Raw genomic sequence first — 24,765 nt, forward strand, 5'->3', positions numbered from 1 at the left:
CGACGGCCTCAGCCGGCTCAGCCGATGGTGAGGGCCGTGACGACCCATCGTCCGTCGAGTCCCTCGAGGCGCAGCGCGAGCGCGCGCACCCTCCCGTGCGAGAGCACCACGGCACAGGCCTCGACGACGCCGTCACGCGGCTCGAAGACCCGGACGCGGCGCACGATCGCCGGCCGTCGCGGGCCGGGCGTGCGACGGCGTGCGGCCACCATGGCCTGGCGGGCGAGGACGGAGTAGGTCGTCGGGCTCGTGTGGCGGATCAGCTGGGGCGCCGGGCGCTGCCCGGAGACGACCTCGACGACGGCCTGGGACAGCTTGGCCACGAAGGCGCCGGCGTCGGGCAGCTGGCTCGTGCGGGTGGGGCGCCGGCCGAAGTCGTCGTCCTCGCGGGCGCCGAAGAAGTCGAGCGCGAGGGCGTCCTGTGCGTAGGGCTGCTCGCCCTGCCACGCCTCGTCGGCGGAGATGACGGCCGGGGCCGTCTGGGGGAGGGGGCGCACGGTGAAACCGCCGGGAAGCGTTGCTTTCGAGGTCGGCACGATGATCACTCCTTCGGGGCCAGGTGGCGGGACGTGGCGCTCGTGGCGCCCGTGGTGTGAGGGGCGGGTCCCGGTGGGGCGAGCTGCAGGCCGGGAGCGAGCAGGTCCGGATCGGCACCGATGGCCTCCCGGTTGGCGGCGTACCAGCGCGGCCACGCCCGTGCGACGTCGGCGTCGGAGGCGTCGGGGCCCAGGTGGTTGCGCGCGATGCTCCAGAGCGAGTCGCCGCGACGGACCGTGACCAGCGAGTGCGAGACCCAGGAGGGCCGCGGGCTCGGGGCGAGCAGTCGGCCCTGCTCCCCGTCCGCGACGCGCACGGGTGCGCTCGGCCGGAAGCCGGGGGACAGCGGCGGACGCTGCTCGGCGTCGGTCGTGGGCGCGTCGGGCAAGGCCGGCGCGGCGGGGGCGGCGGGATCGGCCGTGGGCCGGAAGCCCGGGCCGAGCGTGGCCGCCACGGCGGCGTCGGAACGAGGGACGGAGGCGTCGGTGGTCGCCGACGGCAGGAACCCGGGGCCGGGCAGGCGCGAGGCGGAGGCGTCCGGCCCGCCGGCTCCCACGCCCGGGCCTCGCGCCGCCACGGGGGAGCTGCCCGCCGAGGAGACCGAGGCCGGCGGCAGGGCGAGCGACCCGACCGAGGCGCCCAGCAGGAGCGTCAGCAGCTTGCGCACCGCCAGCGGTGTGACGCGGTCGGCGACGACACCTGCGAGCCGCCCGACAGCGCCCGGCACCAGGGCGAGGAGGGCCAGGGCCGAGCCGACGGCGAGCCAGAGGGCGAGGGCCACGCCCAGCCAGGCGAGCCCGACGAGGACGAGGTCGTCGGGACGGGCGGCCCCGGGCGCCGCGAAGCCCTGGGTGGCCACCTGCACGAGCAGCCGGGCCGTGCCGCCGGCGACGAGGACGCCGGTCGCGGCCCACGCCGCGGCGCGCAGCCGCCCCCGGACCGAGGCCCTGGAGTGTGTCGTTCCCCTGTTCATGCCTCCATTGAATGTCGTTTGCCTGCGTTTGGCAACACTTGGACGTCATACGCTGTGGATGGCACGACTGGCGCACGGGTCGAAGACAAGCCACAGTGGCCCCATGCGATGGGACCGGCTCTTCGACGACCTCGAGGCCCAGGCGGATGCCGACGAGGTGCGCGCCCGCGTCGCCGAGGTCGCCGACCGGGTGCGCCGCGAGCGGGCCCAGCTCGACCTCCACACCCGGCTGCTCGCGCAGGTCGGGTCGGGTGCGCTGACCCTGCGGCTGCCCGGCCGGGCGTTGACGGGCGGCCTCGCCGACGTCGGGCCCGACTGGCTGCTGCTCGAGCCGGGCGCCGACCGGCAGGTGCTCGTCGCCCTCGGCGCGGTGCGTGCGGTGTCGGGCCTGGGCCGGGGCGCCCTCACGCCCTCGGTCGTCGCGAAGCGGTTCGGCCTCGGGGCCGCGCTCCGGGCCATCAGCCGGGACCGGGTACCGGTCGAGCTCGCGGACGTCGACGGCCGTCAGGCCACCGGCACGATCGACGTCGTCGGCGCCGACCACCTCGAGCTGGCCGAGCACGCTCCCGACGAGCCCCGCCGGCGCGACAACGTCACCGGCTCGGTCGTCGTGCCGTTCATGGCGCTCGGCACGGTTCGACGCCTCGCCTGAGGCGGGTCAGACGCGGCCGGGTCAGACGCGGCCGGGCCGGGTCGGGCGCGGCCGGGTCGTGCTGGGCCGGTGGTCAGTCCTCGTCGCCGGCCCCACCGAGGGGGTGGGCCTTGACGAAGGTGCGCGTCTCGGCGTACATCCGCTGGATGTAGGCCTCGAGCTCGGTGGCCTCGACACGCCACTGGCCGCGCCCGCCGATCTTGATGGCCGGCAGCTCGCCGGAGCGGACGAGTGCGTAGGCCTGGGCCGAGGAGATGTTGAGGATCTCGGAGACCTCGGCGAGCTGCAGGAACCGCTGGGCCACGTCCGCTCCTAGTCGTGTCGGCGATCGGGAGAACCGCGTCGTGCTGTGGGGGCGTCGGGTCACGCCGACGGCGGGTCCGTCGGTGGACGTCGCGGACGCGTCCGGCACCCGTGGTGCCAATACCCGTCCCCGGCCGCTCGTACCCTGCGCCCGGCATCCCCTGCAGCGGCCGGACGTCGGGTGCGGCTGCGTCCGACTGCCTCATGGTAGGTCCCGGTGCACCCCGTCGCGTGCGTTCGTCCACAGGTGTCGATGCCGGCGCGCAGTGGCGTCCGGCCTGGTGCAAGATGGTGCGCTGTGCCGGGTGCGTCCCGGATCGTCCATCAGCACGTGACCACAGGGGGTCCCATGTCCGAGCTGGCGCGTCCCGCCGCCAAACGCCTCGAGCGACCGAGCTGGCGTGACAGCCGCCTCGTCGTCGGCATCCTGCTCGTCGTCGTCGCGGCGACGCTCGGGGCCAAGGCCGTCGCGAGTGCCGACGACCGCGTCCCCGTCTGGGTCGCCGGTTCGGACCTCGTCGCGGGCGACCGCATCGAGGCGTCCTCGTTCGTGCGCGCCGACGTGCAGCTCGGCGACGGCACGTCGCCCTACCTCGGAGCCGACGCGCCGGCTCCTGTCGGGTCCTACCTGCTGCGCGACGTGCGCGCGGGCGAGCTCGTGCCCTCCTCGGCCGTCGGCGGCGGTGACCAGGTCGACGTCCAGCGCGTCACGGTTCGCGCCGACTCCGCCTCGGCCCAGGGGCTGGCCCGCGGCATCCGCGTCGACGTGTTCGTCACGCCCCGCACGGCGACGGCCTCCGACGCTGCCGCGGCCCGCACGACGCGCCTCATCGAGGCCGCCGCGGTGTCGGGGGTGCTGACGAGCCAGAGCGGCTTCGGTTCCGACTCCACGACCTCGGTCCAGCTGCTCGTGCCGAGCGACAAGGTGCAGGCGCTCGTCGAGGCCGTCGACGGCGACGCCCACCTCACCCTCGTGCCGGTCGTCGGCGCCGTGTCGGGCTCCGGCGCATGACCGAGGTCCTGACCGGCCTCAGCCCGCGGTGGGAGTCGCCGGTCGCCGAGGCCCTCGAGGCGCTGCCCGGGGTCACCATCGCGCGGCGCTGTGCCGATGTCGCCGAGCTGCTGTCGGTGGCCGAGGCCGGCCTCGGGTCCGTGGCCGTCGTGTCGTGGGACCTGCGTGGCCTCGACCTCGACGTCGTGAGCCGGCTGCGCCGGGGTGGCTTCGTCGTCGTCGGCCTCGTGCCGGCCGGCGACGAGGACGCCGAGCGGCGGCTGCGTCAGCTGTCGGTCCGGCGGGTCGTGCCGGTCGACGCGGAGCCCGAGCGGTTCGCCGACGCGCTGGCCGACCGTGCCCCCGACTCCGCCGATGCCCTCGAGGCTGCGCTCGGCCCGGTCGGCCCGGTCGGCGCGTTCGATGCCGAGGTCCCTAGCGCCGCCCACGCGGGTGAGGGTGGCGGCGCCGACGCGTCCGGTGGCCCGGACGTCGACGGCGCCCACGGCGTCGGGCCCGGTGACGAGACGTTCGCGCCAAGACCGTCGGGATGGACGCCACAGGGGGCCGACGCCTCCGACGCGTCCGACGCGTCCCACGCGTCCGGAACCGCGGCGTCCGGCCCTCGAGGCGCGGCCGCGGGCGGCGCCGCCCCCGCCCGCCCGACGCGCGCTCCCGTCGTGGCGGTCTGGGGGCCCAACGGCGCCCCCGGTCGCACCACCCTCGCGACGACCCTCGCGGCCGAGCTCGCGGCGCGCGAGGCGTCGGTGCTGCTCGTCGACGCCGACACGTACGGCGGCTGCGTGGCCCAGGCGCTCGGGCTGCTCGACGAGGCGCCGGGAGTCGCCGCGGCGTGCCGGGCCGCCGACCAGGGTCTGCTCGACCTGCCTGCGCTCGCCCGCACCGCGCCCGAGGTGGTTCCCGGGCTCCGGGTGCTCACCGGGCTGCCCAAGGCCGAACGCTGGCCCGAGGTGCGCGCCGGCGCGCTCGAGCGGGTCCTGGACCTCGCCCGATCGCTCGTCGACGTCGTCGTCGTCGACTGCGGATTCTGCCTCGAGGACGACGAGGAGCTGAGCTACGACACGTCGGCCCCGCGCCGCAACGAGGCGACGCTGACGACGCTGGCCGTCTCCGACCTGGTCGTGGCCGTCGGAGGCGCCGACCCGGTCGGCTTGCAGCGCTTCGTGCGCGGCCTGCAGGAGCTCGGCACCGTGCCTTCCGGTGAGCCGGTCCCCGTCGTCAACCGGGTGCGCGCCGCCGCCGTCGGCAGTCGGCCGCAGGCCCGCATCGCCGACTCGCTCGCCCGGTTTGCGGGGCTGGCGGCGGTCCGGTTCGTGCCCGACGACCCTGAGACCGCCGACGGCGCGATGCTGGCGGGCCGCTCCGTCGTCGAGCACGCCCCGGACTCGCCGCTGCGGCACGCGGTGGCCGACCTCGCCTCGCACGTCGCTCCGTGGACGGCCGCGAGGCAGCGGGCCGGCGGGCGCCGACGTCGCTCCGGCCGCTCCGGTCGCGGCCGCCGCGAGGCCGTCAGGGCGTGAAGAGGATCGTCAGCCCGGCGAGGGTGTAGACGATCATGACGACCATGAGCGGCACCTGCCCGATGACGGCGGCCCGCCGTGGCAGCACCGTGATGGCCCGCTCGTGGGCCGCGAGGACGCCGAGCAGGTGCCCGACGACGATGCTGACGGCCTGCACGGTGGCCACGAGCGTCGGCTGGATCAGCGCGTCGTTCGGCACGAGGTGGGCCGTGCCGAGCAGGTCGGCGCCGGTGCCGAGCGGGTCGGTGAGCAGCACCCACGCGTACTGGCCCTGGTAGACCAGCAGCGACCAGTAGTGCGCGACGACGTACCCGCCGGCGATGGGGATGAGCGAGGGTGCGATGTCGCTGACGAACGTGAACGAGCGGGCGAACGGCTCTCCGGCGAGGCGCACCGAGACGGCCGACGCGAGCCAGATCGTGCCGGCCACGAGGAGGAAGAAGGCGACGAGCGTGCCGGTCTTGAGCAGGGCCGACGGGAGCGGCGAGCTCTGGATGAACGTCGACCACGACAGGTTGGCGGAGAAGCCGTCGTAGGCGGTGCTGCCGAGCATGACGGAGACCGTCGCGACGAGCCCTCGGCAGCCGCGCAGGGTGTTGACGCCGTGCAGCGGCGTGCGCAGCACCCATCGCCCGTCGGGGCGGCGTCCGAGCGGGGACAGCAGCCCGAGCAGGCGCGACCAGGCCTCGAAGGGGTCGGCCTCGTCGAACCAGGCGCGCCCGAACACGGCCGAGCCGAGCAGCGTCACGGCGACGTAGGCGCCGATGGCGAGGCGCAGGAAGCCCAGCTCGGTGTTGTCGGTGGCGACGAGCTCGACCCAGGTGAAGGCGCCGAGACCGAACGCTGCCGGCCACAGCCCGGCGCGGTAGCCGGCCACGGAGGTGTCGGGGGAGACCCGTGCGAGGGCGAGCAGCCCGCGGTGCAGCAGACGCAGCGGGTTGACGATGCGCCACACCGGGCCGAGGAGCATCGAGGTGAAGGCGAGGCCGACCCAGAACCACACGTACACGACGTGCGGCACCGGGTTGCGGGCCGAGTCGGGCCCGGCGACGAGGGCCAGCAGCGTCCACAGCGTGGCGGCGCCGACGGCGACCCGTGCCACGAGGCGCAGCCAGCGGGAGTCGAGGAAGCCGCCGAGAGCGGCCGGCAGCGGCACACCCTGGTCCTCGCGCAGCCGAGGCTCGCGCCACAGGACGCCGATGGCGACGAACGAGATGAGCAGCGCGGCCACCGCGGCGACGACCAGTGCGGTGAACGGCAGCGGGAGGTCGCCTCGGCTGCCGACGCCGTGGGCGGGAGCCAGGGCAGGCACGAGCGAGGGGGCGAGGGCGCTCACGACGCGTCCGGTGCGGTCAGCGGACCGCGACGGTCAACAGGGTCAGCGCGGGATCGTGGGTCTCGACCTCGTAGAGCCCGGCGTCCTTGGCCGTGAGGTGCAGCGTCGTCGGCTGGCCGGCCTTGAGCTGGGCCTCCTGGTCGAAGCCGTGCGCGTGCAGCTCGTCGTCGTGGTCGCTCGTCACGACGAGCTCGAGCGTCGACCCGACCGGCAGGTCGACCTGGGCGGGGGCGGGCGTCACCGTCGTGCCCTTGACGGTGACCTCGAGGCGCTTGACAGCGCCCGTGCCGCTGACGCTCGCTGCGGGCGCGCCGGTGCCGGGGTCCGAGCTGCTGCACCCGGCGGCCCCGGCCAGGGCGAGGACGCAGACGACGGGCGACAGGGCACGGATCACACGCATGGCCACGATCCTAGATGTGGGGGTCTGGCAGAGTGTGAGCATGTCCGACCGCCTGACCTCGCTCGACGCGTCGTTCCTCTACCTCGAGGAGACGACCACCGCGATGCACGTCGGGTCGGTCATGGTCTTCGAACCCCCGCGTGAGGGCTTCGACTACGACCAGCTCGTCGGCATCATCGGCAGCCGCATCGGCGCGATCCCGCGGTTCCGGCAGAAGGTCCGCGACGTACCGGGTCGCATCGCCAACCCGGTGTGGGTCGACGACGAGTCGTTCGACATGAGCTACCACGTGCGCCGCGCCGCCCTGCCTCGACCGGGCACGGACCGGCAGCTGCAGGACTTCGTCGCCCGGGTGCAGCCCCGCCGCCTCGACCGCACGCGTCCGCTCTGGGAGGTCTACCTCGTCGAGGGGCTCTCCGGTGGACGTTTCGCCATCGTCACGAAGACCCACCAGGCGCTCATCGACGGCGTCAACGCCCTCGACATCGCCCACGTCATCGTCGACGCGGTGAAGGGCGAGGACCTCGGGACCGACCCCGTGCCGTGGGACCCGCACCGCTCACCGTCGTCGGTCGAGCTCGTCACCGAGGCGGTCGTCGACGTGGTGCGTCGCCCGCGACAGGTGGTCGACCTCGTGCGCGGCGGCGTCAACGACGCGCTCAACGTCGCGGTCCGCGCGGCCGAGTCGGCGGGGCACCTGCTCTCGACCGTGGCGCGCACGGCGGCCCGGCCGGCGCCGGACTCGCCGCTCAACGCCGAGGTCGGCTCGGCCCGTCGGTGGGTCATGATCGCCACCGACCTCGAGGACTACCGGCGGGTGCGCGCCTGCCTCGCCCGGGGCGCGTACGCCGAGGACGTCACGATCAACGACGTCGTCCTCGCGACCATCGCCGGTGGCTTCCGCACGTGGCTGCTCGGCCGTGGTGAGCCGGTGTCGGCCGCCACGAAGGTGCGCGCGATGGTGCCGGTCAGCATCTACGGCGACGACCCGGCCGGCATGTACGCCAACCAGGTGATGGCCTGTGTCGTCAACCTGCCGGTGGGCGAGCCCGGTGCCTCGATGCGGCTGCACCAGATCGCCTTCGCGATGCGCCAGCAGATGGAGGGCGGTCAGGCCGTGGGCGCCACGTCGCTGGCCAACCTGGCCGGCTTCGCGCCGCCGACGCTGCACGCCCTCGGGGCCCGGGTGGGCTCGGCGATGTCGCGGCGGCTCTACAACGTCATGATCACCAACGTGCCGGGGCCGCAGTCGCCGCTCTACGCGGGCGACGCGCGGATGGTGTCGACCTACCCGGTGACCCCCCTCGCCAAGGGCCAGGCCCTCTCGATCGGGATCACGTCCTACGACGGGGGCGTGTACTACGGCCTCAACGCCGACCGCGAGGCCATGCCCGACGTCGACGTGCTCGGCCAGTCGATCCTCGAGTCGCTCGAGGAGCTGCGCAGTGGGAGGGAGTCCTGATGCCCGTCGTCCGCGTCTACGTGCCGCTCGGGCGTGACGGGCTCGAGGAGCTCGCGACGTCGGGGCGCCTGTCCGCCGGCCCGGGGACGCCACGCGTCGCCTTCGCGGTGACCCGGGCCCTCGAGGCGTCGGCGCCCGGCCATGACGTCGAGGACCTCGAGTACGCCGCGTTCAGCGACGCCGTCGCCGCGGCCGCTGGGCTGCGCGTCGCACGCGCCGACCGCAGGGTCGTCGCCTCGGCGGACGCCGACGCCGAGGTGGTCGTCGACCAGGTCGCGCCGCGTGAGGGGGCGCCGGTGTCGCGGGTCGTCGTCACGGCGCCGGTGCTGCTGTCACGGGTGGCCTCGTTCCACGTCGACGACGAGGTGGCGGCGGGCCAGCCGGACGACGAGGCGGACGAGCTGCTCTGGTACGACGTCACCGAGCTCGACGACGTCCGCGGCTTCTTCGCCTGAGCCGCAAGGAGATCCGCGTGGACGAGCAGGTGGCGCTGTACGACGACGAGGGACGCGTCGCCGGGAGCGTGCCGCGTTCGGTGATGCGCTCGCGCAACCTGCGCCACGCCGCGTCCTCGATCGTCGTGCGCGACCGGGCCGGGCGCGTCTACCTGCACCGGAGGACGACGACGAAGGACGTCTACCCGGGGCTGCTCGACTTCGCCGCCGGCGGTGTCGTGCTTGCCGGGGAGGACCCCGACGACGGGGCGGTCCGTGAGGTCGAGGAGGAGCTCGGCGTCCACGGCGTGCCGCTCGAGAGGCTCGGCGTGGCCGACTACGCCGACGAGGCGACGCGCTACCGGGCCTTCCGCTACACCGTGACGTGGGACGGGCCGGTGCGCTGGCAGCCGGAAGAGGTGTCGTGGGGAGAGTGGGTCGAGCTCTCCGACCTGGTGCGGATCCTCGACGACGAGCCGGGGACCGTCGTGCCCGACAGCATCGCGGTGTGGGGCCCGACGCTGAGGGAGTGGCTCGGCCGCGCCGGCTGACCTCGAAACGGGCTCTTGCCACAACCGAACGATCGTGCTTTTATGGCGGCATGGGCAAGGGTGACTCCACGAAGCAGGCCGTCCTCGAGGAGGCGGCCGAGCTGGCCTCGCTCGTCGGCCTCGGCGGCCTGACGATCGGCACGCTCGCGGCCGCCACGAAGCTGAGCAAGAGCGGCCTGTACGCCCACTTCGCCTCCAAGGAGGCGCTGCAGGTCGAGGTGCTGCAGCACGCGCGGGAACGGTTCACCGACGTCGTGCTCCGGCCGGCCCTGGCCACCCCCCGGGGAGAGCCGCGGCTGCGGGCCTTCTTCGAGGCCTGGCTCGGCTGGCAGTCCCGCGGCTACAGCGGCGGCTGCATCTTCGTCGATGCCGCAAGCGAGTTCGACGACCGGGAAGGACCGGTGCGCGACGAGCTCGTCCGCGCCGAGCGGGACCGGCAGGAGTCCGTCGGGCTCATCGTCGGCACCGCGGTCGCGGAGGGGCACTTCCGCGACGACGTCGACCCCGAGCAGTTCGCCTACGAGCTCGAGGGCATCGTCCTCGCGCACCACCAGGCCGGCCGGCTGCTGCGTGACCCCCGGGCAGGGGAGCGCGCGCAGCGCGCGTTCGACCGGCTCCTCGACGCGTGCCGCCCGGTCGCGCGCACCGCCTGACCCCCTCGACCGCGCCCCGCCCGCGGCGAGGGTCCCTCGGAAGGAACATCATGGCCTCGTCATCACAACAGAAAAGCACGAACGGTCGGTCTTTTGGCGCGGTCGCTCTACGGAGCCTCGGTCTCGTGGCGCCCGCCGCGGCGGCCCGCCTCCTCGAGCGAGAGTGGTTCCGTGTGCCGTCGTCCGCCCGCAGCGGTGCCGTCCCGCCCCGGCCCGACGCGGCGCCCTCGGTCCGCGAGCTGCTCGGGTCGCCCTTCGAGGTGCGGGTCGACGAGCGTGCGGTGCGGGGGTGGTCGTGGGGCACCGGCCCGGTCGTCTACCTCGTCCACGGCTGGGGCGGCACGCTCGAGCACCTCGTGCCGTTCGTCGGGCCCCTGCTCGACGCGGGCCTGCGGCCGGTGGCCCTCGACGGTCTGGGCCACGGCAGCTCCGACGAGGGACGGCACGGCCACGGCACGAGCGACGCCGTCGAGCTCGGCCGGTCGCTCGACGCCGTCGCCGCGCACTTCGGTCCGGCCCGCGCCGTCGTCGCCCACTCGATGGGCGGCCTGGCGACGCTGCTCGCCCTGCGCGACGGCTGGGTCGGCGCCGAGCGGCTCGTCCTCGTCGCACCGGTCCCCGGGGTGCCGTGGCTCCTCGACCGGCTGCGCGACGAGCTGGCGCCGGGGGAGCCCACCCTGCGACGCCTCGCAGCCCGGGCCGAGCGCCGCACCGGCTACCCGGTCGCCGACCTCGACCTCGCCCGGCTCGGGACCGACCTCGAGCACGCCGGCGACCGTGCCGCCCACGGGCCGGCCGCCGGGCCGGGCCGACCCGACCTCCTCGTCGTCCACGACCTCGGCGACCGCGAGGTGCCCCACGACGCGTCGGCGGCGCTCGCGCGAACGTGGCCTGGAGCCCGCCTGCTGAGCACCGTGGGGCTCGGGCACCGGCGCATCCTCACCGACCGCGCCGTCACGGGGGCCGTGGCCCGGTTCGCCGCCCGCCTGCCCGTCGAGGACAGCCTCCACGGTGCAGACGCGCCTGCGCCGTGGCCGTTCGCCGCGGAGGGTCTGGACGCCGCCACGTGGTCGGTGACGGCAGCCGGCGACGTCGCCTGAACGTCCCCTCGACGTCCTCCAGGGCGTCCCACGGAGTGGGCCGGGGGAGTCGCGCGGGCCGTGTGGGTTGTTACGTTGCGCGGATGGACTTCACCGCTGACGAGTACGCACGCCGGGACGCCGACCGGCTCCGGGAGATCCTCGCCGGCCCGCCGGTCACGTGGGTGTTCCTCGGCGACAGCATCACCCAGGGCGTCGTGCACACCCACGGGCGGCGCAACTACGTCGAGCTCTTCGCCGAGCGCGTGCGCGGCGAGCTCGGCCGGCTCGGCGACGCCGTCGTCAACTCGGGCGTCTCCGGCGCCACGGCAGAAGACCTGCTGCCCGAGTTCCACTGGCGGGCAGGCCGGTTCGGTCCCGACGTCGTCTTCGTCATGTTCGGCACCAACGACATCGTCGCGGGCGCCGACGGCATCCGCGCCTACCGGTACCGCATCGACCAGATCGTCCAGCGCTCGCGCGACGTCGGCGCCACGGTCGTGCTCCAGACCCCTCCTCCCGTCCTGGCCGACGGGGCGCGCTCGCCCGAGCTCATCGCGCTCTACTCCGAGGCGGTCCGCGAGGTCGCCGAGTCGCTCGGCGTGCTCGTCGTCGACCACGCGGCCGCCTGGCGCGAGGCCGCCGACGCCTCCGGGGCCGACGTCGCGCCGGAGGGCTGGCTCGACGACTCCTTCCACCCCGGGGCACGCGGCCACCACGAGATGGTCCTGACCCTCCTGCGCACGCTCGGCATCGCCGATGCGTCGAGCGCCGTGTGCTCGCTCGCCGTCGACGACACGGTGGGCGCGGGGGCCTGACGCGTCGGTCGTGGTGGTGACGGTGCTGGTTCCGGCGCCCGTCGCGGACCGGAACGACTCAGGGCCGGCTCAGGGTCCGATCAGGGCCGTCCCCAGCAGCGGAGGGGCGCTCCGGCGAGCGACGATGGGGTCATGACACAGCCGATTCCCAACCCGTCCGGCCAGGCCCTGACGCCGACGCGCGACGAGCGCACGTGGGCGATCCTCGGACACCTCGCCGCCATCGTCGCCGCCGTCATCTCCGTCGGCTGGCTCAGCTTCGTCGGGCCCCTGCTCATCTGGGCCGTCTACAAGGACCGCAGCCCGTTCGTCCGCCAGGCGGCCGCTGGTTCGTTCAACTTCAACCTCGCCGTGTGGGCCGCGATCATCGTCGGCTGGCTCATGTTCTTCACGGTCATCCTCATCCCCGTGGCGATCATCCTCTGGGTCGTCGCCGTGCTGGCGGGCCTGTGGTTCCACGTCCGCGCCGCGATGGCCGCCAACCGTGGCGAGTCGTTCCGCTACCCGTGGGGCATTCCGGTCCTGCACTGACGTCCTGCACTGACGTCCTGCACTGACGACGCTCCCGACCACTGCGGCGGTCATGGAACGATGGGGTGGCTCGCCCACGAGGCGGCCACCCCATCGCCCGTTCCGGGCGACGACAGCGAGAACCGCGCCAACCGCAGGAGAACTTGATGGACGCCGTGACCCACGTGCCCGCACCGGCCAACGAGCCGGTGCTCGACTACGCGCCGGGCTCGCCCGAGCGCGCCGCGCTCGAGGTCGCCCTCGCCGAGCTGGGCGCAGACCAGCGCGAGCTGCCCCACACGATCAACGGGCAGCGCGTCACGGGGACCGGCCGCAAGATCGCCGTGCGCCAGCCGCACGCCCACCGCAAGGTGCTCGGCACGCTGCGCAACGCAACGGTCAAGGAGGGCCAGGCAGCCGTCGACGCCGCCAAGGCCGCCGCCCCGATGTGGCGCGAGCTGTCGTTCGACGACCGCGCCGCCATCCTGCTCAAGGCGGCCGAGCTGCTCTCCGGTCCGTGGCGCGCCCGCCTCAACGCGGCGACGATGCTCGGCCAGAGCAAGACGGCCTACCAGGCCGAGATCGACGCGGCGTGCGAGCTCATCGACTTCTGGCGCATCAACGTGCACTTCGCGCGCCAGATCCTCGAGCAGCAGCCGCCGCTCAACGCCAAGGGCATCTGGAACCGCTCGGACTACCGCTCCCTCGAGGGCTTCGTCTACGCCATCACCCCGTTCAACTTCACGGCCATCGCGGGCAACCTGCCGACCGCCCCGGCCCTCATGGGCAACACCGTCGTGTGGAAGCCGAGCCCCACGCAGCAGCTGGCCGCCCAGCTGACGATGGAGCTGCTCGAGGAGGCGGGCATGCCGCCGGGCGTCATCAACATGGTGACCGGTGACGGCGTCAACGTCAGCAAGGCGGCCCTGTCCGACGAGGACCTCGCCGGCATCCACTTCACCGGCTCGACGCCGACCTTCAAGCACCTGTGGCACGAGGTCGGCACGAACCTCGACCGCTACCGCACCTACCCGCGTCTCGTCGGCGAGACCGGCGGCAAGGACTTCATCCTCGCCCACCCGAGCGCCGACCCGGCCGTGCTGCGCACCGCGATGATCCGCGGCGCCTTCGAGTTCCAGGGCCAGAAGTGCTCGGCCGCCTCGCGCGCGTACGTGCCGGCGTCGGTCTGGAAGCAGATCAAGGGCGACCTCGTCGACATCACGAACAGCCTGAGCCAGGGCGACGTCACCGACCTGTCCAACTTCATGGGCGCCGTCATCGACGACCGCGCGTTCGCCAAGCACAAGGACGCCATCGACCGCGCGCACGCCAGCAAGGGCATCGACGTCGTCGCCGGTGGTACCTACGACGACTCGGTCGGCTACTTCGTGCGCCCGACCGTCCTCGAGATCAAGGACGCGGCCGACGAGTCGTTCCGCACCGAGTACTTCGGCCCGATCCTGTCGGTCCACGTCTTCCCGGACGCCCAGTACGACAAGGTCCTCGACCAGATGGAGCGCTTCGCGCCGTACGGCCTGACCGGCTCGATCATCGCCCAGGACCGCCGCGCCATCGCCGACGCCACCCAGCGCCTGCGCTTCGCCGCCGGCAACTTCTACGTCAACGACAAGCCCACCGGCGCCGTCGTCGGCCAGCAGCCCTTCGGTGGCGGCCGCGCGTCAGGCACCAACGACAAGGCCGGCGCCGCGCAGAACCTGCTGCGCTGGACGAGCGTCCGCTCGATCAAGGAGACGTTCGTCCCGCCGACGAACCACGCCTACCCGCACATGGGCTGAGCGCGGAGCACGCAAGGAGGCCGGTCCCCGTCGGGGGTCGGCCTCCGCTGCGTCCTGGGTGTCCGGGATCGTCTGTGGCTCATGCCTGCTCGGCGAGCCAGGCCTGACCGGTCTGCTGCTCGCTGCGGATGGCGTCGACGACCGCGGGAGCGGCGGCCTTCTCGACCTTGCCCCCGAAGAGCGGGATCGAGGCCTTGAGGTCGCCCTCGATGGTGATCGTCGTACCACCCCCGGAGGGGAAGAGGCGCACGTCCGAGCGCATCGCGACGGGGGCGCCGGCGACCTCGACGGTCAGGGTGCCGGTGCGGCTGGCGTCGCCGCCGGGGCCGGACCACTCGTAGGTCTCGGTGATCGACAGCGTGCTGCCGACGACCGACTTGGCGAAGTCGGGCAGGCCGTCGGTGGGCAGGTCGCGGCGGGTGACGACGCGCGCGCCGTCGCCCGCGGTCGTGACGGCGGCGTCGTGGCGCAGCGCGCCGGCCTCGACGCACTTGCGCTCCTGGAACTGCGGGTCGGTGACCATGGCGAACACGGCGTCGGGAGCAGCGACGTACGAGATCGTCTCGGAGATCCTCATGGGCGCCAACGCTATGCCACGCGTACCCGCAGACCACGGCAGGTGTCGGGGATGTCGCTCACGTGCCGGAGCGCGACCGGTCCGAGACGCGGGCGAGGGCGGCCGTCGAGCGCTCGAGCTCGCGGCGGAGGCGTGCCAGCTCGCGGGCCCGCGTCGAGGTGATGCGGTTGAGCAGCTCCTGCAGCCGCGCTCGCTCGCGGAGCCGGGTGTCGGGCTCGACGCGGCTCGGGCCCGGCGCCTCGACCACGAGGGGGCCCTCGAGGAGGAGCCCGGCGCGGCGTAGGTCGGGCTCGAGGGCGCGCAGGCGGGCGGCGCTCTCGGCCGTTGCGGCGGTGAGGGCCTGCAGGAGCCCCCCGACGGCGTCGAGCTCGGTGGCGGTGCGGGTCAGCAGGTCGCGCTCGCGGGCCGTGGGGTCGGCCCCGCCACGCCGGACCTGCCGCCCGGCGGGCGCGTCGAGGTCGTGGACGTGGTCGGCGAGCCGCCCGGCGCTCCCGCGCAGGGTGCCGCCGAGCGCCGAGATCGACGCGGCGTCGCCGTCGGTGCCGGTCACGGTGCCCACCCGCGGAACCCGCCGGCCTCGACGGAGTGATCGGTGTGGTCGGTGTGGTGCGTGGCCGGAGCGGGGTCGGCGCCGGCCGATCCGAGGTCGAGGAGCCGCTCCTCGAGGGCTTCGGCCAGGGCCCGGAGCGTGTCAGCCCCTTGCTCGACCCACGCGTCGAGGAGCCGTTGCGTGGCGAGGTCGCCGACGTCCGGCAGGTGGGTCAGCAGCGCGTCGGACAGCGACCGCGCACCAGCCCGGGCATCGACGAGGGCCCGCAGCGTCGCAGGGTCGGCGGCGCCCGCGGCCCGCTGCCCGGTCCCGTCGGTCCCGTCGGTCATGGGCTCCACTCTAGGCAGTCGCGATGCGGTGCCTCGGGAGTTCTCCACCGCGCCACGACGGGCCGCCGGGGGTGGTTCGGCGCCGCCGGCCGACGGGGATAGGCTCACATGGTGAGATGCCGGCACAACGGCGTGCCGTGCACGAGGCCCACGGTGAGGAATCCGAACAGCGCATGTCCGCGTCACTCGAACAGACTCGAATCGACGTCCTGAAGGCCGCGGCAGCGGCCGTCGCAGCGCCGGCCCCGAGGAGGGGCCGGGGCGCCGCAGACCACACGAGCGAGCTCGTGGAGTTCCTGCTCGCCTACTACCGGCTCGTCGCCACCGAGGACCTCCTCGCGCGACCGGCCCGCGAGCTGGCCACGATCGCCCAGGAGCACCGGGGCTTCGCCGCGGAGCGTCCGGTCGGCACGTTCAACGTCCGGGCGTTCAACCCCACGCCCGAGGACGAGGGCTGGTCGACGACCCACACGGTCGTGCAGGTCGTCGTCGACGACATGCCCTTCCTCGTCGACTCCGTCGTCGCCACGCTCGGCGGCTTCGACCGCGGGGTCCACCTCATCGTCCACCCGCAGATGACGGTGTCGCGCACGATCACCGGAGAGCTGCAGACTGTCGTCACCGACGGCAGCACCACGGTGCCGAGCGGCGGCGTCGGCCTCGTGCGCGAGTCGTGGATGCACCTGGAGATCGACCGGCTGCCCGACGACGCCCTGCCCGACGTCGAGAACCGCCTGCGCCACGTCCTCGAGAACGTCCGCGACTCCGTCGAGGACTGGCCCAAGATGCGGGCGCACGCGCTGACCATCGCGAGCGAGCTGCGCTCGGCGACGCCGCCCGGCACCGACCCGCACCAGGCCCGTGAGGCGGCCCGGTTCCTCGAGTGGCTCGCCCACAACAACTTCACCTTCCTCGGCTACCGCGAGTACTCGCTGAGCCACGAGGAGGGCAAGGACATCTCCCGCCAGGTGCCGGGCACGGGCCTGGGCCTGCTGCGCTACGACCGCCCCCGCGCCGGCAGCGGGCTGGTGCTGACGCCCGCCGCGAGCCGCGCCGCCCGCGACTCGACGATCCTCATCATCACCAAGGCCAACTCGCGCGCCACGGTGCACCGCGACGTCTACCTCGACTACATCTCGATCAAGAAGTTCGACGCGCGCGGCGAGTGCGTGGGGGAGCAGCGCTTCCTCGGCCTCTACGCGTCGGCCGCCTACAACGACACGATCCACGACATCCCCCTCGTCGACGTGCGCGCCCAGGAGGTCCTGCGCATCACCGGGCTGTCGGCCGACAGCCACTCGGGCAAGGACATCCTCCAGATCCTCGAGACCTACCCGCGCGACGAGCTCTTCCAGACGAGCGCCGCGCAGCTGGCCGACATCGCCACGAGCGTGCTGCACCTGCAGGAGCGTCGCAAGACCAAGCTGTTCCTGCGTCGCGACGAGTTCGGCCGCTTCGTCTCCTGCCTCGTCTACCTGCCGCGCGACCGCTACAACACGACGGTCCGCCTGCGCATCGAGGCGCTGCTGCTCGAGGCCTTCGGCGGCGAGAACATCGACAACACGACGCGCGTCAGCGAGTCGGTCCTCGCGCGCCTGCACTTCGTCGTGCGGATGCCCGCCGGCGTCGACATCCCCGACGTCGACGAGGCGGCGCTCGAGCAGCGCGTCATCGACGCCACCCGCACGTGGGACGAGGACCTCGCCGAGGCGCTCGCGAACGCCCGCGGCACCGACGGCGCGGCGCGGGCCATGGCCGCCTACGCCAAGGCCCTGCCCGAGGCCTACAAGGAGGACTTCGACGTCTCGACCGCGGTCGAGGACCTCGACCGCATCGACGCCCTCGGCGACGGCGACCTCACCACCGCGCTGCACCTCTACGAGGACACCGCGAGCGACTCGGCCCAGGAGCGACGCTTCAAGCTCTACCGCCGTGCCGAGCTGTCGCTCACGCAGGTCCTGCCGCTCTTCACCCACCTCGGCGTCGAGGTCGGCGACGAGCGCCCGTACGAGCTGCGCGGCGCCGACGGGCGCACCCTGCGCATCTACGACTTCGGGCTGCGCGCCGACGCCGACCTCTGGGCCGGCGCTGCCACCGGGGCCGGCGCCGACGACGTGCGTCGCCGCTTCGAGGACGCCTTCCGCGCCGTCTGGGACGGACGCGCGGAGTCCGACGGCTTCAACGCGCTCGTCCTCGGCGCCGGGCTGACGTGGCGCCAGGTCGTCATCCTGCGCACCGTCGCCAAGTACCTGCGCCAGACCGGGTCGACGTTCTCGCAGGACTACGTCGAGTCGGCCCTCGTCGCGCACACCGGCCTGGCCCGCAGCCTCGTCGAGCTCTTCGAGGCGCGCTTCGACCCCGACGCCTTCCCCGACACCGACGCCGGCCGCGACAAGCGCGCGGCCCGGCAGAAGGCGATCGTCACGCACGTCAAGGAGGCCCTCGACGACGTCGCGAGCCTCGACCACGACCGCATCGTCCGGGCGCTGCTCGGCGTCGTCCTGGCCAGCCTGCGCACGAACTTCTACCAGCCCGACGAGCACGGCCACGACAAGTCCTACGTCTCGCTCAAGCTCAACCCCAAGAAGGTCCCCGACCTGCCGGCGCCGCGTCCGATGTTCGAGGTGTGGGTCTACAGCCCGCGCGTCGAGGGCGTGCACCTGCGCTTCGGCAAGGTCGCCCGCGGCGGCCTGCGCTGGTCGGACCGCCGGGAGGACTTCCGCACCGAGGTCCTCGGTCTCGTCAAGGCGCAGATGGTCAAGAACGCCGTCATCGTGCCGACCGGCTCCAAGGGCGGCTTCTACGCCAAGCAGCTGCCCGACCCCGCCGTCGACCGCGCCGCGTGGATGGACGAGGGCATCGCGTCCTACAAGCTGTTCATCTCCGGCCTGCTCGACCTCACCGACAACCTCGTGTCGGGCGAGGCCGTCCCGCCGAACCGCGTCGTGCGCCACGACGAGGTCGACACCTACCTCGTCGTCGCGGCCGACAAGGGCACCGCGAAGTTCTCCGACATCGCCAACGGCATCTCCTCCGACTACGGCTTCTGGCTCGACGACGCCTTCGCCTCGGGTGGCTCGGCGGGCTACGACCACAAGGGCATGGGCATCACGGCCCGCGGCGCGTGGGAGTCGGTCAAGCGGCACTTCCGCGAGCTCGGGGTCGACACGCAGAGCGAGGAGTTCACGGTCGTCGGCGTCGGCGACATGAGCGGTGACGTCTTCGGCAACGGGATGCTCCTGTCGGAGCACATCCGCCTCGTGGCCGCCTTCGACCACCGGCACATCTTCGTCGACCCCGACCCCGACGCCGCGACGTCCTTCGCCGAGCGGCGCCGGATGTTCGACCTGCCGGGCTCGTCGTGGGCCGACTACGACGAGTCGCTCATCAGCAAGGGCGGCGGCGTCTTCCCGCGGTCGGCCAAGTCGATCGCGGTGACGCCCCAGATGGTCACGGCCCTCGGGCTGCGCGCCGGCACCAAGAGCCTGACGCCGGCCGAGCTGATGAAGGCGATCCTGCTCGCGCCCGTCGACCTGCTCTGGAACGGCGGCATCGGCACGTACGTCAAGGCCGCGGCCGAGACGAACGCCGAGATCGGCGACCGCGCCAACGACGCCATCCGCGTCAACGGCAGCGACCTGCGGTGCAAGGTCGTCGGCGAGGGCGGCAACCTCGGCCTGAGCCAGCTCGGGCGCATCGAGGCGGCACTGGCCGGCGTGCGCGTCAACACCGACGCCATCGACAACAGCGCCGGGGTCGACACCTCCGACCACGAGGTCAACATCAAGATCCTGCTCACCGAGCTGACCCGCGCGGGCGAGCTGACGACGAAGCGCCGCAACACCCTCCTCGCGTCGATGACCGACGAGGTGGCCCAGCAGGTCCTGCGTGACAACTACGAGCAGAACGTCCTGCTCGGCAACGCCCGGGCCCAGCAGCACCAGATGCTCGTCGTGCACGAGCGGCTCATCCAGTTCCTCGAGGAGCACGGCGACCTCGATCGCGCCCTCGAGTTCCTGCCGAGCGACTCCGAGATCGGGCGCCGCCAGAAGGACGGCCTCGGCCTGTCCGCGCCCGAGTTCTCGGTGCTCGTCGCCTACGCGAAGCTCTACCTGAAGAACAAGCTCATCGCGACGTCGCTGCCCGACGACCCGTGGTTCGCCACGACGCTGTCGGAGTACTTCCCGAAGCCGTTGCGCGGCAAGTACGCCGAGCAGATCGCGGCCCACCCGCTGCGTCGCGAGATCATCACCAACTCGGTCGCCAACTCGATGGTCAACCGGGGCGGCATCACCTTCGCCTACCGCGCCACCGAGGAGACCGGTGCGTCGCCGGAGCAGGTCGCCCGCGCCTACGTGGTGTGCCGCGAGGTGTTCGACCTCGCCGGGTTCGTGCGCCGCGTCGAGGCCACCGACAACCAGGTGTCGACGGTCGCGCAGACGGCGCTCTACCTCGAGTTCCGCCGGCTCATCGACCGGGCCGTGCGCTGGTTCCTCACCGCGCGACCGGCCGAGCTCGACATCGCGGCCGAGGTGGCCCGGTTCCGGCCCGGCGTCGAGGCCTATGCGGGCCGGATGGGCGACGTGCTCCAGGGCAGCGAGCGCACCCGCCTCGTGCGGCGCGCCCGCGACCTGCAGGGCAAGGGCGTGCCCGAGGACCTCGCGCTGTCGGCGGCCTCGCTGCTCGACGCGTACTCGCTCCTCGACTGCGTCGAGGTGGCCGAGGACACCGGCGAGCCGCTCGAGAGCGTCGTCGGCGTCTACTTCCTCGCCTCGGAGACCTTCAGCATCGACGCGATGCTGACGCGGGTCACGGCGCTGCCTCGCGAGGACCGCTGGGACGCTCTCGCCCGGGGCGCCATGCGCGACGACCTGTACGCCGTGCTCGAGAGCCTGACGCGCTCGATCCTCGAGGTCAGCGACCGGTCCGCCGACGCCGCCGCGCGGCTCGAGGCGTGGTCCGAGCTCAACGCCGACGCCCTCGGCCGGGCCCGTCAGGCCCTCGGCGGCATCGAGCGGATGAGCCACGCCGGCATCGCCGCGCTGTCGGTGGCGCTGCGGACGCTGCGGACCGTGACGCGTCCGGCGGCGTCGTCCGCGCCGCAGCCGGCCGAGGTGCCCGCCCTGCCGGCGGCCCCCGCGAAGAAGGCCGTCAAGAAGGCGACGAAGGCGACGAAGAAGGCCGCGACCGCGGTGACGAACGCGTCGAACGCGTCGAACGGTTCGAAGGCCCCGACGAAGGACGCCGCCAAGAAGTCGGCGAGCAAGGCCGCAACCACGACCGCGAGCAAGGCCGCCACGAAGGCCCCTGCGAAGGTCACGGTGAAGAAGGCGCCGGCGAAGAAGGCAGCCACGAAGGCCGCGGCCCGCACCGCCGCAGCGAGGTCCCGCGGCTGACGGCGCTGTCGTCGAACGAGCGCCCCGTCGCTCCCGTCTCCGGACGGGCGCGGCGGGGCGTTCGCTCGTCCGGGGGTACGTGGCGGCGGGGGCGCGCGAGACCGCTGGACGCCTTGGGCCGCGCGCTCACTAGGCTCGTGACGTGGCGACCCTGAGCGAGCTCCTGCGCGGACGCACCGACCTGCCGGACCACGACGTCGAGTGGCTCCAGCTGCTCGTGGGCGACTGGCAGCTCGTCGCCGACCTCTCCTTCGCCGACCTCGTCCTCTGGGTCCGCTCCGTCAGCGACCGCTGGGAGGCGGTGGCGCACGTGCGCCCCACCACGGGCCAGCTCGTCTTCGTCGACGACCAGGTCGGGCGCGTGGCCGACCCCGGACGTACCCGCGACCTGCTCGACGAGGCCGCGGCCGAGCAGCGCATCCTGCGGGTGCGCCAGGTCGTCGTGCCCCACGAGCAGGGCCCCGACCAGTCGGTCCGCGAGGAGTACATCCCCGTCGTGCGCGGCGGCCACGTCGTCGGGGTCATGACCCGGCACACCAACCTCTGGACGACCCGCACCCCGAGCCGCCTCGAGCTGACCTACCTGGCCACCGCCGACGCCCTGTGCCGGATGATCACCGGTGGGGAGTTCCCGCACGGCAGCGCCCCCACCGGGCTGCGCCGCGGCGCACCGCGCGTCGGCGACGGCGTCATCCGGCTCGACGTCGACGGCGTCGTCACGTACGCGAGCCCGAACGCGGTGTCGGCGCTGCACCGGCTCGGGCACCTCGGCGAGGTCGTCGGGGCGAGCCTGGCCCAGATCGTCACCGACAACGTCCGCGAGTCCTTCCCGGTCGACGAGGGGCTGCCGCTCGTCGTCACCGGCCGCCAGCCGTGGCGCACCGAGGTTGTCGCCGGCGGCACGACCGTGTCGATGCGCGCCATCCCGCTGACCGAGGCGGGTCAGCGGTTCGGGGCCATCGTCCTCATGCGCGACGTGGGCGAGCTGCGGCGGCGCGAGCGTGAGCTCATGACCAAGGACGCGACGATCCGCGAGATCCACCACCGCGTCAAGAACAACCTCCAGTCCGTCGCGGCCCTGCTGCGGCTGCAGGCCCGCCGCGTGCCCCAGGGCGAGGCGCGGATCGCGCTCGAGGAGGCCGAGCGACGCGTCGGCACCATCGCCATGGTCCACGACCAGCTGAGCCAGGGCTTCGACGAGACCGTCGACTTCGACGCCATCTCCCAGCGCGGCCTCAACGCCGTCGTGGAGGTGGCCTCGAACGGCGCCCCGGTGCGCGCCGTCACCGAGGGGTCCTTCGGGCGGCTGCGCGCCGAAGACGCCACCGCGCTGGCCATGGTCCTGAGCGAGCTGGTCCAGAACTCCATCGAGCACGGCCTCGGCGACGCCGGGGGAGTGGTGCGGGTGCACGTCGACCGGCAGTCCGACGACCGCGGCCAGCCGATGGTCGTCGTGTCGGTCGAGGACGACGGCAAGGGCATCGACCCGGCCCGCCGCCCGGGATCGGGTCTCGGCACCCAGATCGTCCAGTCGCTCATCGCCGACCTCCAGGGCCGGATCACGTGGGAGCCCGTGTCGCCGCACGGCACCCGGGCCCGCTTCACCGCCAGCCTGCGCCCGATCACCTGACGCGTCGGCCGACGCTCAGGAGCCGGCCGGCCTCCGGGCAGCGGAAAACCCGGCGACCGTGACGGTCACCGGGCTCGCTTCGGTGGTGTGCGTGAGGGGTGGGGTGCTGGATGCGCCCGGCCTCAGCCTGCCCGACGGGCGCGCGCGTTGCGTCGCTTGAGCGCCCGGCGCTCGTCCTCGGAGAGCCCGCCCCAGACGCCGGCGTCCTGACCGGTCTCGAGCGCCCACTTGAGGCACGTGTCGATGACGGGGCAGGTCCGGCACACAGCCTTGGCCTCCTCGATCTGCAGGATGGCCGGGCCGGTGTTCCCGATCGGGAAGAACAGCTCGGGGTCGGCATCCAGGCAGGCAGCGCGGTCGCGCCAGTCCATGCGGATCTTGCTCCTTCAGGTTGGTTGCGGCAGCCAGGAACGGGGTGCCGTCCTGCTGCAGGTCTCGGGCGCCATCGTCATTGTCGGAGCCTGGTCACGGCGGGTGGTCCCAGAGGGTTACCCCCTGACCAACGACGACGCGCACGAAGGTGTTCCGTACGCGTCGAGGCCGTGAACCAGTGTGACCAACATCCATGTCCGTGTTCAACGCCGCGGGCGCAGATCACACCAAGGATTGATCTTATCGGCAGATGCCTCCCAGTTCCAGACCGGCGCCCGGGCTGTGACCGACGGCTCGGTACGCTGCGGCGGTGAGTGCCACCGATCCGTCGCCATCCCCAGCTCCGGCGAGCCCGGCCACGCCGGGCACGCCGCAGCGCCTGACGGGGGCGCTGACGCTCCTCGAGGCGCTCGTCGTCGTCGGCTTCGCCGGCTTCTTCGCGTACGAGATCGCCACGGGCGCCACCTCGACCGTGACCACGGCCGTCATGTCGGGGCTGCTCATCCTCGTGTTCGGCGTGGGCCTCGGCCTGCTCGCCCGGGGTTGGTTCCGGGGCCGCGACTGGCCGCGGACGCCGACGTTGCTGTGGAACGCCCTGCTGCTACCCGTCGCGTGGTCGCTGCACGACGCCGGTCGCACCCCGGTGGCGCTCGGCGTCGCCGCGGTCGCCCTCGTCAGCATCGGGGCCGCGCTCGCGACGCCGATGCGTCGCGACGCGGACGCCGACCACGCGGACGACGAGGACAAGGAGGACTGACCGCGCAAACCCTCGGCGCGGCACGATCCCAGGCCCCGGGCGGCGTCAGCTGAGCGAGAGCCAGTCGTTCCAGCCGTTGTGCAGCACGAGCCAGGCGATGAGCCCGTAGCCGGCCTGGCCGGGGTGGGCGCGGTCGGGGCTCGCCGCGAGGTCGGCCATCCACTGGTCGTGCGTGACCAGCGGGCGGAAGCAGTCGACGTAGGTGATGCCTCGGCGGGCGCAGACGTCGGCCTGCGCCTCGGCGAGGGCCTCGAGGCGCCGGTTCAGCTCGGTGTCGAGCGTCGGGGACAGGCCCACGACGAAGACGCCGATGCCGGCGTTGGTGGCCTCGTCGAGGATGTTGGCGAGGTTGAGGCGCGAGCGGGCCATCGTCATGCCCGACAGCACGTCGTTGGTGCCGACCGACAGCACGAGGCGACGCTCGCTGCGACCCTTCCAGCGCGGGTGGCACTCGGCGCCCCAGCGGGCCACGACGTCACCGGAGGTGTTGCCCCGGACGCCGAGGTTGTAGGCCGTGAGGTCGAGGTCGGGGTGCTGCGTGCGGGCCACGACGCGACCGACCCAGCCCAGCCCCTTGGGGTCGCCGTAGCCGGCCGTCTGCGACGCGCCGACGAAGACCATGCCGACGTCACGCACGCCCTCGGAGACGGTCAGCTCGGCGCTCGGGGTGTAGTACGGCGTCGCCTCCTCCGCCGGGGGAGCCGGGGGAGCCGGGGGAGCCGGGGGAGCCACGACCGGCTCGGGCGCCTCGGCGGGGAAGCGCGTCGGCGTCGAGTCGGTGAACTGGGTGTGCGACGAAGGGTAGGCCGGGCCCACGCCGTACGGGTCGCGGGTGTCGCTGTCGCTGCTGTCGGTCACGGATCAGTCCTCGTCGTCGTCCAGCCGGGCGAGCCAGGTGGCCAGGCGCTCGACCGGCACCTCGAACTCGGGGTTGAGGTCGACGAAGACGCGCAGCTGCTCGGCCAGCCACTCGAGGGTGACCTCCTCCTCGCCGCGACGGGCCGCCAGCTCCTCGATGCCCCGGTCGGTGAAGTACACGTGGGGAGGTTATCGCGTCCGCCGCGCGGCCCGGCGGAGGCGGGCCGAGAACGGCCGAAGGGCCCCCGCCACGGTCGGCG

General features: G+C 73.5%; 25 protein-coding genes. 14 read left to right on the top strand and 11 right to left on the bottom strand.

Annotated elements, in window-relative coordinates:
• Nucleotides 1-17: 17 nt before the first annotated feature.
• Together RY076_RS06140 and RY076_RS06145 are read right to left on the bottom strand one after the other, a co-directional pair.
• A complete protein-coding gene (locus RY076_RS06140; protein ID WP_323096709.1) occupies nucleotides 18-536 on the bottom strand; it encodes an Rv3235 family protein in 519 nt (172 codons plus the stop codon).
• Between the two features lie 5 nt (nucleotides 537-541).
• Nucleotides 542-1,510, bottom strand: a complete 969-nt coding sequence (locus RY076_RS06145; RefSeq protein ID WP_323096710.1) for a LysM peptidoglycan-binding domain-containing protein — start codon at nucleotides 1,508-1,510, stop codon at nucleotides 542-544.
• Between the two features lie 103 nt (nucleotides 1,511-1,613).
• On the opposite strand from RY076_RS06145, the gene RY076_RS06150 reads away from it, so the two are divergent.
• Complete coding sequence (locus tag RY076_RS06150) at nucleotides 1,614-2,162, top strand: hypothetical protein (RefSeq protein ID WP_323096711.1); 549 nt, start codon at nucleotides 1,614-1,616, stop codon at nucleotides 2,160-2,162.
• A 73-nt stretch (nucleotides 2,163-2,235) separates the two neighbouring features.
• On the opposite strand, the gene RY076_RS06155 is transcribed toward RY076_RS06150, so the two are convergent.
• The gene (locus tag RY076_RS06155; protein ID WP_323096712.1) at nucleotides 2,236-2,466 is read right to left on the bottom strand and encodes a helix-turn-helix domain-containing protein; all 231 of its coding nucleotides are present in this window, start codon (nucleotides 2,464-2,466) and stop codon (nucleotides 2,236-2,238) included.
• Between the two features lie 348 nt (nucleotides 2,467-2,814).
• Between RY076_RS06155 and RY076_RS06160 the strand changes: the two genes are divergently transcribed.
• Both RY076_RS06160 and RY076_RS06165 read left to right on the top strand, forming a co-directional pair.
• A complete protein-coding gene (locus RY076_RS06160) occupies nucleotides 2,815-3,477 on the top strand; it encodes a CpaB family protein (RefSeq protein WP_323096713.1) in 663 nt (220 codons plus the stop codon).
• Entirely contained in the window at nucleotides 3,474-4,997 is a 1,524-nt protein-coding gene (locus tag RY076_RS06165; protein ID WP_323096714.1) for a hypothetical protein, read from the top strand. The genes RY076_RS06160 and RY076_RS06165 overlap by 4 nt, the downstream gene beginning before the upstream one ends.
• Here the strand turns inward: RY076_RS06165 and RY076_RS06170 are convergent.
• Nucleotides 4,987-6,333, bottom strand: coding sequence for a hypothetical protein (locus RY076_RS06170; protein ID WP_323096715.1), 1,347 nt, complete (start codon nucleotides 6,331-6,333; stop codon nucleotides 4,987-4,989). The two genes, RY076_RS06165 and RY076_RS06170, sit on opposite strands and share 11 nt — an antisense overlap.
• Nucleotides 6,334-6,349: 16 nt before the next feature.
• On the bottom strand, nucleotides 6,350-6,733 hold the full coding sequence (locus tag RY076_RS06175) for a hypothetical protein (protein WP_323096716.1): 384 nt from the start codon (nucleotides 6,731-6,733) through the stop codon (nucleotides 6,350-6,352).
• Nucleotides 6,734-6,773: 40 nt separating this feature from the next.
• Here RY076_RS06175 and RY076_RS06180 point away from each other — a divergent pair, with 40 nt between their 5' ends.
• The 8 genes from RY076_RS06180 (at nucleotide 6,774) to pruA (ending at nucleotide 14,036) form a co-directional block, all read left to right on the top strand.
• Nucleotides 6,774-8,195, top strand: a complete 1,422-nt coding sequence (locus RY076_RS06180) for a WS/DGAT/MGAT family O-acyltransferase (RefSeq protein WP_323096717.1) — start codon at nucleotides 6,774-6,776, stop codon at nucleotides 8,193-8,195.
• Nucleotides 8,195-8,650: a DUF6912 family protein gene (locus RY076_RS06185; RefSeq protein WP_323096718.1), complete on the top strand. Its 456-nt coding sequence runs from the start codon at nucleotides 8,195-8,197 to the stop codon at nucleotides 8,648-8,650. The genes RY076_RS06180 and RY076_RS06185 overlap by 1 nt, the downstream gene beginning before the upstream one ends.
• A 17-nt stretch (nucleotides 8,651-8,667) precedes the next feature.
• Nucleotides 8,668-9,180, top strand: a complete 513-nt coding sequence (locus RY076_RS06190; protein ID WP_323096719.1) for an NUDIX domain-containing protein — start codon at nucleotides 8,668-8,670, stop codon at nucleotides 9,178-9,180.
• 50 nt (nucleotides 9,181-9,230) lie between these two features.
• Complete coding sequence (locus tag RY076_RS06195) at nucleotides 9,231-9,833, top strand: TetR/AcrR family transcriptional regulator (protein ID WP_323096720.1); 603 nt, start codon at nucleotides 9,231-9,233, stop codon at nucleotides 9,831-9,833.
• A gap of 125 nt (nucleotides 9,834-9,958) precedes the next feature.
• Nucleotides 9,959-10,933 (top strand): alpha/beta fold hydrolase, encoded by a 975-nt coding sequence (locus RY076_RS06200; protein WP_323096721.1) that lies wholly within the window; start codon nucleotides 9,959-9,961, stop codon nucleotides 10,931-10,933.
• An 83-nt stretch (nucleotides 10,934-11,016) separates the two neighbouring features.
• Nucleotides 11,017-11,730 carry an SGNH/GDSL hydrolase family protein gene (locus tag RY076_RS06205; protein WP_323096722.1) on the top strand — a complete coding sequence of 238 codons (714 nt, stop codon included), beginning with the start codon at nucleotides 11,017-11,019 and terminating at the stop codon, nucleotides 11,728-11,730.
• Between the two features lie 132 nt (nucleotides 11,731-11,862).
• On the top strand, nucleotides 11,863-12,261 hold the full coding sequence (locus RY076_RS06210) for a DUF4870 domain-containing protein (RefSeq protein ID WP_323096723.1): 399 nt from the start codon (nucleotides 11,863-11,865) through the stop codon (nucleotides 12,259-12,261).
• A 146-nt stretch (nucleotides 12,262-12,407) separates the two neighbouring features.
• Nucleotides 12,408-14,036, top strand: a complete 1,629-nt coding sequence (gene pruA / locus RY076_RS06215; protein WP_323096724.1) for an L-glutamate gamma-semialdehyde dehydrogenase — start codon at nucleotides 12,408-12,410, stop codon at nucleotides 14,034-14,036.
• 79 nt (nucleotides 14,037-14,115) lie between these two features.
• Here the strand turns inward: pruA and RY076_RS06220 are convergent, their stop codons facing one another.
• Genes RY076_RS06220 through RY076_RS06230 form a run of 3 tightly spaced genes read right to left on the bottom strand, consistent with a single transcriptional unit; the run spans nucleotide 14,116 to nucleotide 15,492 of the window.
• On the bottom strand, nucleotides 14,116-14,613 hold the full coding sequence (locus tag RY076_RS06220; protein ID WP_323096725.1) for a DUF2505 domain-containing protein: 498 nt from the start codon (nucleotides 14,611-14,613) through the stop codon (nucleotides 14,116-14,118).
• A gap of 58 nt (nucleotides 14,614-14,671) precedes the next feature.
• Nucleotides 14,672-15,172: a hypothetical protein gene (locus tag RY076_RS06225; RefSeq protein WP_323096726.1), complete on the bottom strand. Its 501-nt coding sequence runs from the start codon at nucleotides 15,170-15,172 to the stop codon at nucleotides 14,672-14,674.
• Nucleotides 15,160-15,492 (bottom strand): hypothetical protein, encoded by a 333-nt coding sequence (locus RY076_RS06230; protein ID WP_323096727.1) that lies wholly within the window; start codon nucleotides 15,490-15,492, stop codon nucleotides 15,160-15,162. Before RY076_RS06230 ends, RY076_RS06225 begins: the two co-directional genes overlap by 13 nt.
• Nucleotides 15,493-15,665: 173 nt before the next feature.
• On the opposite strand from RY076_RS06230, the gene RY076_RS06235 reads away from it, so the two are divergent.
• Nucleotides 15,666-20,888, top strand: coding sequence for an NAD-glutamate dehydrogenase (locus RY076_RS06235; RefSeq protein ID WP_323096728.1), 5,223 nt, complete (start codon nucleotides 15,666-15,668; stop codon nucleotides 20,886-20,888).
• A 142-nt stretch (nucleotides 20,889-21,030) separates the two neighbouring features.
• Complete coding sequence (locus tag RY076_RS06240; RefSeq protein ID WP_323096729.1) at nucleotides 21,031-22,518, top strand: sensor histidine kinase; 1,488 nt, start codon at nucleotides 21,031-21,033, stop codon at nucleotides 22,516-22,518.
• A gap of 122 nt (nucleotides 22,519-22,640) precedes the next feature.
• Here RY076_RS06240 and RY076_RS06245 read toward each other — a convergent pair whose 3' ends face one another.
• Nucleotides 22,641-22,889 carry a WhiB family transcriptional regulator gene (locus tag RY076_RS06245; RefSeq protein WP_013493302.1) on the bottom strand — a complete coding sequence of 83 codons (249 nt, stop codon included), beginning with the start codon at nucleotides 22,887-22,889 and terminating at the stop codon, nucleotides 22,641-22,643.
• Between the two features lie 311 nt (nucleotides 22,890-23,200).
• Here RY076_RS06245 and RY076_RS06250 point away from each other — a divergent pair, with 311 nt between their 5' ends.
• Entirely contained in the window at nucleotides 23,201-23,647 is a 447-nt protein-coding gene (locus tag RY076_RS06250; RefSeq protein ID WP_323096730.1) for a hypothetical protein, read from the top strand.
• A gap of 45 nt (nucleotides 23,648-23,692) precedes the next feature.
• On the opposite strand, the gene RY076_RS06255 is transcribed toward RY076_RS06250, so the two are convergent.
• Nucleotides 23,693-24,379, bottom strand: coding sequence for a GDSL-type esterase/lipase family protein (locus tag RY076_RS06255; RefSeq protein ID WP_413785749.1), 687 nt, complete (start codon nucleotides 24,377-24,379; stop codon nucleotides 23,693-23,695).
• 129 nt (nucleotides 24,380-24,508) lie between these two features.
• On the bottom strand, nucleotides 24,509-24,685 hold the full coding sequence (locus RY076_RS06260) for a DUF6104 family protein (protein ID WP_207555675.1): 177 nt from the start codon (nucleotides 24,683-24,685) through the stop codon (nucleotides 24,509-24,511).
• Nucleotides 24,686-24,765: the final 80 nt, after the last annotated feature.

The organism is Intrasporangium zincisolvens (assembly GCF_034724055.1).
Classification (GTDB): Bacteria; Actinomycetota; Actinomycetes; order Actinomycetales; family Dermatophilaceae; genus Monashia; species Monashia zincisolvens.

Excerpts from the sequence above, each read along its gene's own strand:
- RY076_RS06165 (WP_323096714.1), top strand. The coding sequence starts at position 3,474 with ATGACCGAGGTCCTGACCGGCCTCAGCCCGCGGTGGGAGTCGCCGGTC.
- RY076_RS06185 (WP_323096718.1), top strand. The coding sequence starts at position 8,195 with ATGCCCGTCGTCCGCGTCTACGTGCCGCTCGGGCGTGACGGGCTCGAG.
- RY076_RS06245 (WP_013493302.1), bottom strand. The coding sequence starts at position 22,889 with ATGGACTGGCGCGACCGCGCTGCCTGCCTGGATGCCGACCCCGAGCTG.
- RY076_RS06160 (WP_323096713.1), top strand. The coding sequence starts at position 2,815 with ATGTCCGAGCTGGCGCGTCCCGCCGCCAAACGCCTCGAGCGACCGAGC.
- RY076_RS06180 (WP_323096717.1), top strand. The coding sequence starts at position 6,774 with ATGTCCGACCGCCTGACCTCGCTCGACGCGTCGTTCCTCTACCTCGAG.
- pruA (WP_323096724.1), top strand. The coding sequence starts at position 12,408 with ATGGACGCCGTGACCCACGTGCCCGCACCGGCCAACGAGCCGGTGCTC.
- RY076_RS06195 (WP_323096720.1), top strand. The coding sequence starts at position 9,231 with ATGGGCAAGGGTGACTCCACGAAGCAGGCCGTCCTCGAGGAGGCGGCC.
- RY076_RS06150 (WP_323096711.1), top strand. The coding sequence starts at position 1,614 with ATGCGATGGGACCGGCTCTTCGACGACCTCGAGGCCCAGGCGGATGCC.
- RY076_RS06230 (WP_323096727.1), bottom strand. The coding sequence starts at position 15,492 with ATGACCGACGGGACCGACGGGACCGGGCAGCGGGCCGCGGGCGCCGCC.
- RY076_RS06205 (WP_323096722.1), top strand. The coding sequence starts at position 11,017 with ATGGACTTCACCGCTGACGAGTACGCACGCCGGGACGCCGACCGGCTC.
- RY076_RS06145 (WP_323096710.1), bottom strand. The coding sequence starts at position 1,510 with ATGAACAGGGGAACGACACACTCCAGGGCCTCGGTCCGGGGGCGGCTG.
- RY076_RS06235 (WP_323096728.1), top strand. The coding sequence starts at position 15,666 with ATGTCCGCGTCACTCGAACAGACTCGAATCGACGTCCTGAAGGCCGCG.
- RY076_RS06175 (WP_323096716.1), bottom strand. The coding sequence starts at position 6,733 with ATGCGTGTGATCCGTGCCCTGTCGCCCGTCGTCTGCGTCCTCGCCCTG.
- RY076_RS06220 (WP_323096725.1), bottom strand. The coding sequence starts at position 14,613 with ATGAGGATCTCCGAGACGATCTCGTACGTCGCTGCTCCCGACGCCGTG.
- RY076_RS06210 (WP_323096723.1), top strand. The coding sequence starts at position 11,863 with ATGACACAGCCGATTCCCAACCCGTCCGGCCAGGCCCTGACGCCGACG.